The organism is Desulforamulus profundi, from assembly GCF_002607855.1.
Window position 1 is genome coordinate 1 of sequence record NZ_AWQQ01000019.1, and the last position, 5,262, is coordinate 5,262.

Consider the following 5,262-nt stretch of genomic DNA (forward strand, 5'->3'; position numbering starts at 1 on the left):
GCCGGGTTTTAATTTCATAGTAGCCCTTATGGCCACACTTGGGACAACAAAACCCGTTAGGCCAGCGCATTTTAAAAAGATATGTCCGGCAATCTTCTTCAGTTTGGAACATTTTTTGAAATTGAAGAAGTGTAATTTTTTCCTGTTTAGCCATACCATCACCCTCAGAACATAAGTTTTATTTATTATAGCAAACATGCGTTCTGGGGACAAGGGGCTACTGAGCTAACGGTATACTCATTTAAGACTAAATAAAAAGGAGGCTATATTGTGAAGCTTAGAAAATACCTATCATTATTAACTGTAATATTAATTCTATCCTTAGTATTTTCAAGTACGGCCTTTGCGGCAACAAAAAGTGCTGGACCATGGAATGCTTCAACAAGTGTTATGTGGGATGATGAATGGTTTTTAGTTAGCTGGACTTTTAATTATAAGGCTGATTATACTGACTCAGGTTCGCTCAGAACTGTAAAAGATCATTATTCCGGCGGTTGTATTATGCCGCAACCTTTTGTTTTCAATATAATTAATTACTTGGAATATTACAAAGGTAGCTCATTGGTAAAAACCGTTAATTTTAACACCCATTTATCTGCTATGTGCTCTTCTCCTAAGTCCCCTTATTTGTATGGCAAATATAATGATAGTGTAACATACAGTTTAACAGGTGATATTTTTAAAACAAGAGTATGGAGTGTATATAGTAGTGGGGCAACGACCAACTCTCCAACATATAGAAGCGCAGATGTTAGTTGGTAAGGAGGAAATTTAATGTTAAAATATAGTAAAACCATAAGTATTCTAGTAGTACTTGTATTTGTTTTTGCTTCTAGTGCTTTTGCATTTTCCCAAAACAAATTTGAAATTTTGGGTAAAGAAATTAGTGGTATCAAGCAAAATAATAAATCCGCTTTAATTGCAAAAGTCAATGGTCAGGAAATATATGAAGCCGATATCGATAAAGATATAATTAGGGGCAAAATTCTAGATTCTAGGATAAGCAAGAAGCAGGCACTTGAACGTAAAATAAGATACCTAGTGGTTGTTCAGGAGGCCAAAGAGCAAAACCTTGTTCCCAGTGATGAAACTGTTCATAGCTTTATTGAGGATTTAAGAAAGCGTATTTCTGAAGATGAGGTCGCAAGTCGGGAATTTGCTTCATATCTTAAAGGAATTGGGCTAACAGAAGAAGAATACTTCGAGTCCCACTTTGAAGGATATAAGGAAAAACTTACTTACGGTAACTTAATGCACAAAATCAGGGATAAAGCTGAAGGTTCACACGAAGAGAAAAATCTTGAATTTGAAGTCCATGTTGATACCCTGGTTAACAATGCTGAAATTGAAATTGTAGAAAATCTAAACTAATGGATGGAGAGGCTATGACAAATTAGTCATAGCCTTTTATTAGTAAGAAACTTTTTCTAAACATCACAAATCTAAGAGGTGATCACCTTGAAGAAACTCTTTATATTCTATTTAGTTATGTTGTTTTTTATTACTGCATGTAATTTTGGCAATAAAGAAGACTTTAGTTTTCTCAAGAATTCAGAAAATATTTCTTTAGAAAAGTATACTTTAGGCCCTTTTGGTCTAGACGAAAACAAGCTAACGATTAGTAATAAAAAAGAGGAAATATCAAAACTTGTAGACTTAATTTCAAAAAGCGCTAATAAAGGCAGTGGGAAAATAAAACTTACCTCTCCGTCAGAGATACAAGAATATTATAGTTTGGAGTTCTTTATACCTGCTGGGGATAAGGCAGGTTATTATCACTTTTTATACTTGCCTGAACAGAATTTATTATATTATCCGTCAGGTGATAGTGCTAATATATATACTAAATATGAGTTAAATCCGGAATTAAGCAAAATATTACAAGATTCAAAAATAGAGTACGATAAAAAAATGAATACAGGTGTGGACACTATCCCTAAGTTCATAACATGGGGTGGAGCAAATGAGTGGTTAGATTCGGAGGGTGGTAAAAAAGGTGTCTATGTTATGAAACTTAGTGTAAAGTATAATCTTTATCTTATAACATATGGTAAGACGAAATACGGTACATTATTGCGTGGAAATCTAGTCCCCGATGAAGATAAGAACTATATAGTTGAGACCCGTCTAGTTGAACCCGTCTCAAGTGTTCAACAATTGAGTTCTACTCCTTTCTTAGTGTTAAAGGCACCTAAGGATATAAACATACAAGTGATTCTTAAGGATGATAATAATATTACAAAGGAGCAATTGGAGAACATAGAATCTACATACTATAACCAAGAGGCAGAAAAATTAGTTATAGATAGCAAGGTCAATTAGCAAGAAAAGGAAACCGGGTCTGTAAAGAGTTTTGTTTATACTCGTTAGGCCAGAGCATTTTAAAAAGATATGTCCGGCAATCTTCTTCAGTTTGGAACATTTTTTGAAATTGAAGAAGTGTAATTTTTTCCTGTTTAGCCATACCATCACCCCCCTGTGTTAGGATAGTTGTCATAGACCTCTAAAACAAGTATAGTTAATTGAGCAGCAGTCCGAGGAGGAAAAGTCTGAAACCAGCTCCACGGGGGGCACAAACTAAAAAAAAGCATAGCAAACAGACCATCCATGGGACAGTCTTTAAAAAATGAATAGTGACAACTTGTGTATTTCTATCAATCCTTAACTACAGAGTACCCGTGTCTACGTGCTATAAGAATAGCCTGTTCTACTGTGATTTCACGAGATGCGGGAATAGGTTCAGCTTTCTTATAAAGCTCGGGATTATAGGGTTCACCTTTCTTAAGGATGTGATAAATGGCAGTAAGCAACATTCGTGCAATAGCTATAATAGCACGCTTATGGCCACGTCGCTTTTTGATAGATAAATAGCGACCCTTGATTTCAGGGTGTTTATCACTTTTAACAACAGCGTTGGCGCACTGTACCAAAAGTGGCTTGATATAAACACCGGCACGGGATATGCGAACAGAATGTTTCTTGCCAGCACTCTCGTTGTTTTGAGGAGTCACTCCTGCCCAGGAACACAAGTGTTTGGCTGTAGGGAACACAGACATATCAACACCGATTTCCGAGATTATAGCGATAGCAGAAAAAGGATTTTTGATACCTGGTACAGCGAACACTAAAGTACGTTCCTTGGCATAAGGCTCTGAGAGCGACAGAATTAAAGATTCAAGGTTGGACTTGCACTTTTCCAATCCGTCATAATGCTGAAGAATAATATTCATTTTTTGCCGCTGTTCCGGTGTAATCATTCCGTCCAGGGCAAGACGGATATCGTCCACTTTATGCAGCATAGATGAGTGAAGAAGAGGAACAAAATCGAAATCCTTATCATCGGGATTTTCAAGCAAGTAGTCAATGATTCTCATTGAACTCTTACCGAAAGTATCAGATACCACGTTGGCGAGCTGGATATTTGATACAGTAAGACAATTTTGAATCCGGTTCTTCTCGCTGGAACTAAAGTTTGTTAGTTTGAAACGGTAACGCATCAAGTCGCGCAATTGACGAATTGGAAAGGGCGGCATAAAACTTCCGGCAACAAGGTCGTGCTTAAACAGGTCGGCAATCCATTTGGCATCCTTTTTATCGGTTTTATTGCCGCGAATGGCCTTAACGTATTTTTGGATGAGCCAATGTGATTTTACAAGTGGCTTCCAAGATATTGAACACAGGAATCCAATACTTGCCAGTGGATTCCATGCAAACTTGTGTGCAGGAATTGGAGTAAAGCCATTCTGATAGCTTTCGCAAATCATTTGTGTAGGTAGAAAAGCGACTAGATTTGTAAGTGGTAATCCCTTTGTCGTTGGTAGTGGCAATACAGGCAACCAGAAACGTTTTGTGGACATCAATCCCACAACAGATGGGGTAAACGATTTTTAACATTAAAATCTCCCTTCGCAGAAATTATCGAGAAAAGCAGGCATTGACTGACTGTCCAGCTATAAACGAGTTGTTTATACAAAGATAAGTCTTCGTGCTCTGATGGCACACTTATTTGTGCTTGATAGGACAGTCTACACATATAGCTATCGGTCTACTCCCGAAGGAGCAGCGCACTCACCTCCACGTGATTTGTAGTTGCCTGTTATCTCAATAAGATAGTTTTAAAACAAAACAAGCTCATAGACAACGTTTCATTCCGTTTTGTGCCTTGAGCTTGCGAAAGGAATGGTTATAACTATAACAAGATACAGTGATGAATTCAAATACTCTATTATAAAAAGAATGATGCCACCCAATAATGAATCTGTTAATTCCATCGCAAGAGAAACAGGTCTTTCAGAGGGCACGCTACACAGCTGGAAGAAAAAGGCCAGAGCCAACGGCATAGCAGTTCCAGGCGGTGAGCCTGAAGCAGAAAAATGGMGCACACAGGATAAATTCTTAATTGTTGTTGAAACAGCATCCTTAAGCGAGATTGAATTAGCAGAATACTGCCGCTCTAAAGGTCTCTTTGTTGAACAGGTGGAGGCCTGGCGGGATGCCTGTATGCAGGCCAATGGTGGCGTAGCCCAACAGGCTGCCCAACTACAAAAGGATCTTCGCCAAAAAGATCGTGAACTCAAAGATCTCCAAAAGGAACTTAAACGAAAGGAAGCCGCGCTTGCTGAAACCGCTGCACTCCTGGTTCTAAGAAAAAAGGCCCAAGCGATCTGGGGGGACCCCGAGGACGACTGATCAGTGTCTCAGATCGCAAAAAAGTTATTTCACTGATCAAAGAAGCTGTTGCTAACGGGGCCAGGGAAACAGCGGCTTGTAAGGTGCTTGGAATATCTCAGCGTACTCTGCAACGCTGGAGAAGCAGTCTATCACCTGATGAAGACCAGCGTAAACATGCCAAACGAAAGCCTGCAAACAAACTTAGTCCAGATGAAAGAGAAGCCATAATAAAAACAGCGAATCAACCTGAATTCAAAAGTTTACCACCCAGTCAAATTGTACCTAGGAGACTGTTGAAAAACTCCAAACAATAATAACCAAAAATAGATATTTTTAGCATAACAGGAAGGAAAATAGAGATATTTGTAGAAATAAATACCTATCATCAGATAGGGAGTGCTAATTTAATATGTTAAAGCAAAAAGGACGTCAATTATCTATAACCGACATTGATGTATTAGAGCAATGGAGTAACAGACCCCTTGTTTCTGAAAACAGCATCTATTATGCCCTTGCTGAAGCTGATGACATATTTTCCGACGAACTTTTTTCTTCTGCATACTCCCATAAGGGCGTCCCGCTACCTCTCCG

Annotated in this window: 7 protein-coding genes and 2 pseudogenes; 6 read left to right on the forward strand and 3 right to left on the reverse strand. The window is 38.4% G+C overall.

Annotation, left to right across the window (positions count from 1 at the left end):
• Positions 1 to 154, reverse strand: a 154-nt coding sequence (locus P378_RS02675) for a transposase (protein WP_143338394.1), incomplete at its 3' end; no start/stop codon positions are given.
• A 116-nt stretch (positions 155 to 270) separates the two neighbouring features.
• Here P378_RS02675 and P378_RS18855 point away from each other — a divergent pair.
• The 3 genes from P378_RS18855 to P378_RS02685 all read left to right on the forward strand — a co-directional run bounded on the left by P378_RS18855 (position 271) and on the right by P378_RS02685 (position 2,322).
• A complete protein-coding gene (locus P378_RS18855; RefSeq protein WP_143338395.1) occupies positions 271 to 762 on the forward strand; it encodes a hypothetical protein in 492 nt (163 codons plus the stop codon).
• Positions 763 to 774: 12 nt separating this feature from the next.
• On the forward strand, positions 775 to 1,371 hold the full coding sequence (locus P378_RS02680; protein ID WP_099082179.1) for a SurA N-terminal domain-containing protein: 597 nt from the start codon (positions 775 to 777) through the stop codon (positions 1,369 to 1,371).
• Positions 1,372 to 1,458: 87 nt separating this feature from the next.
• Complete coding sequence (locus P378_RS02685; protein WP_099082180.1) at positions 1,459 to 2,322, forward strand: hypothetical protein; 864 nt, start codon at positions 1,459 to 1,461, stop codon at positions 2,320 to 2,322.
• Here the strand turns inward: P378_RS02685 and P378_RS19300 are convergent.
• Together P378_RS19300 and P378_RS02690 are read right to left on the reverse strand one after the other, a co-directional pair.
• Positions 2,315 to 2,464, reverse strand: coding sequence for a hypothetical protein (locus P378_RS19300; protein ID WP_180260945.1), 150 nt, complete (start codon positions 2,462 to 2,464; stop codon positions 2,315 to 2,317). The genes P378_RS02685 and P378_RS19300 overlap by 8 nt on opposite strands.
• A 190-nt stretch (positions 2,465 to 2,654) precedes the next feature.
• Positions 2,655 to 3,894: pseudogene (locus tag P378_RS02690) on the reverse strand (IS110 family RNA-guided transposase).
• 285 nt (positions 3,895 to 4,179) lie between these two features.
• Between P378_RS02690 and P378_RS02695 the strand changes: the two are divergent.
• The 3 genes and pseudogenes from P378_RS02695 to P378_RS19990 form a co-directional block, all read left to right on the forward strand.
• The gene (locus tag P378_RS02695) at positions 4,180 to 4,689 is read left to right on the forward strand and encodes a transposase (protein WP_099082181.1); all 510 of its coding nucleotides are present in this window, start codon (positions 4,180 to 4,182) and stop codon (positions 4,687 to 4,689) included.
• Positions 4,690 to 4,715: 26 nt separating this feature from the next.
• A complete protein-coding gene (locus P378_RS23950) occupies positions 4,716 to 4,985 on the forward strand; it encodes a helix-turn-helix domain-containing protein (RefSeq protein ID WP_420795965.1) in 270 nt (89 codons plus the stop codon).
• A 95-nt stretch (positions 4,986 to 5,080) separates the two neighbouring features.
• Positions 5,081 to 5,262: pseudogene (locus tag P378_RS19990) on the forward strand (IS1182 family transposase); the annotation flags it as partial.

What these genes read in the sequence shown, in the direction of transcription:
- P378_RS02680 (WP_099082179.1), top strand. Translation starts at nt 775, where the DNA reads ATGTTAAAATATAGTAAAACCATAAGTATTCTAGTAGTACTTGTATTT.
- P378_RS19300 (WP_180260945.1), bottom strand. Translation starts at nt 2,464, where the DNA reads ATGGCTAAACAGGAAAAAATTACACTTCTTCAATTTCAAAAAATGTTC.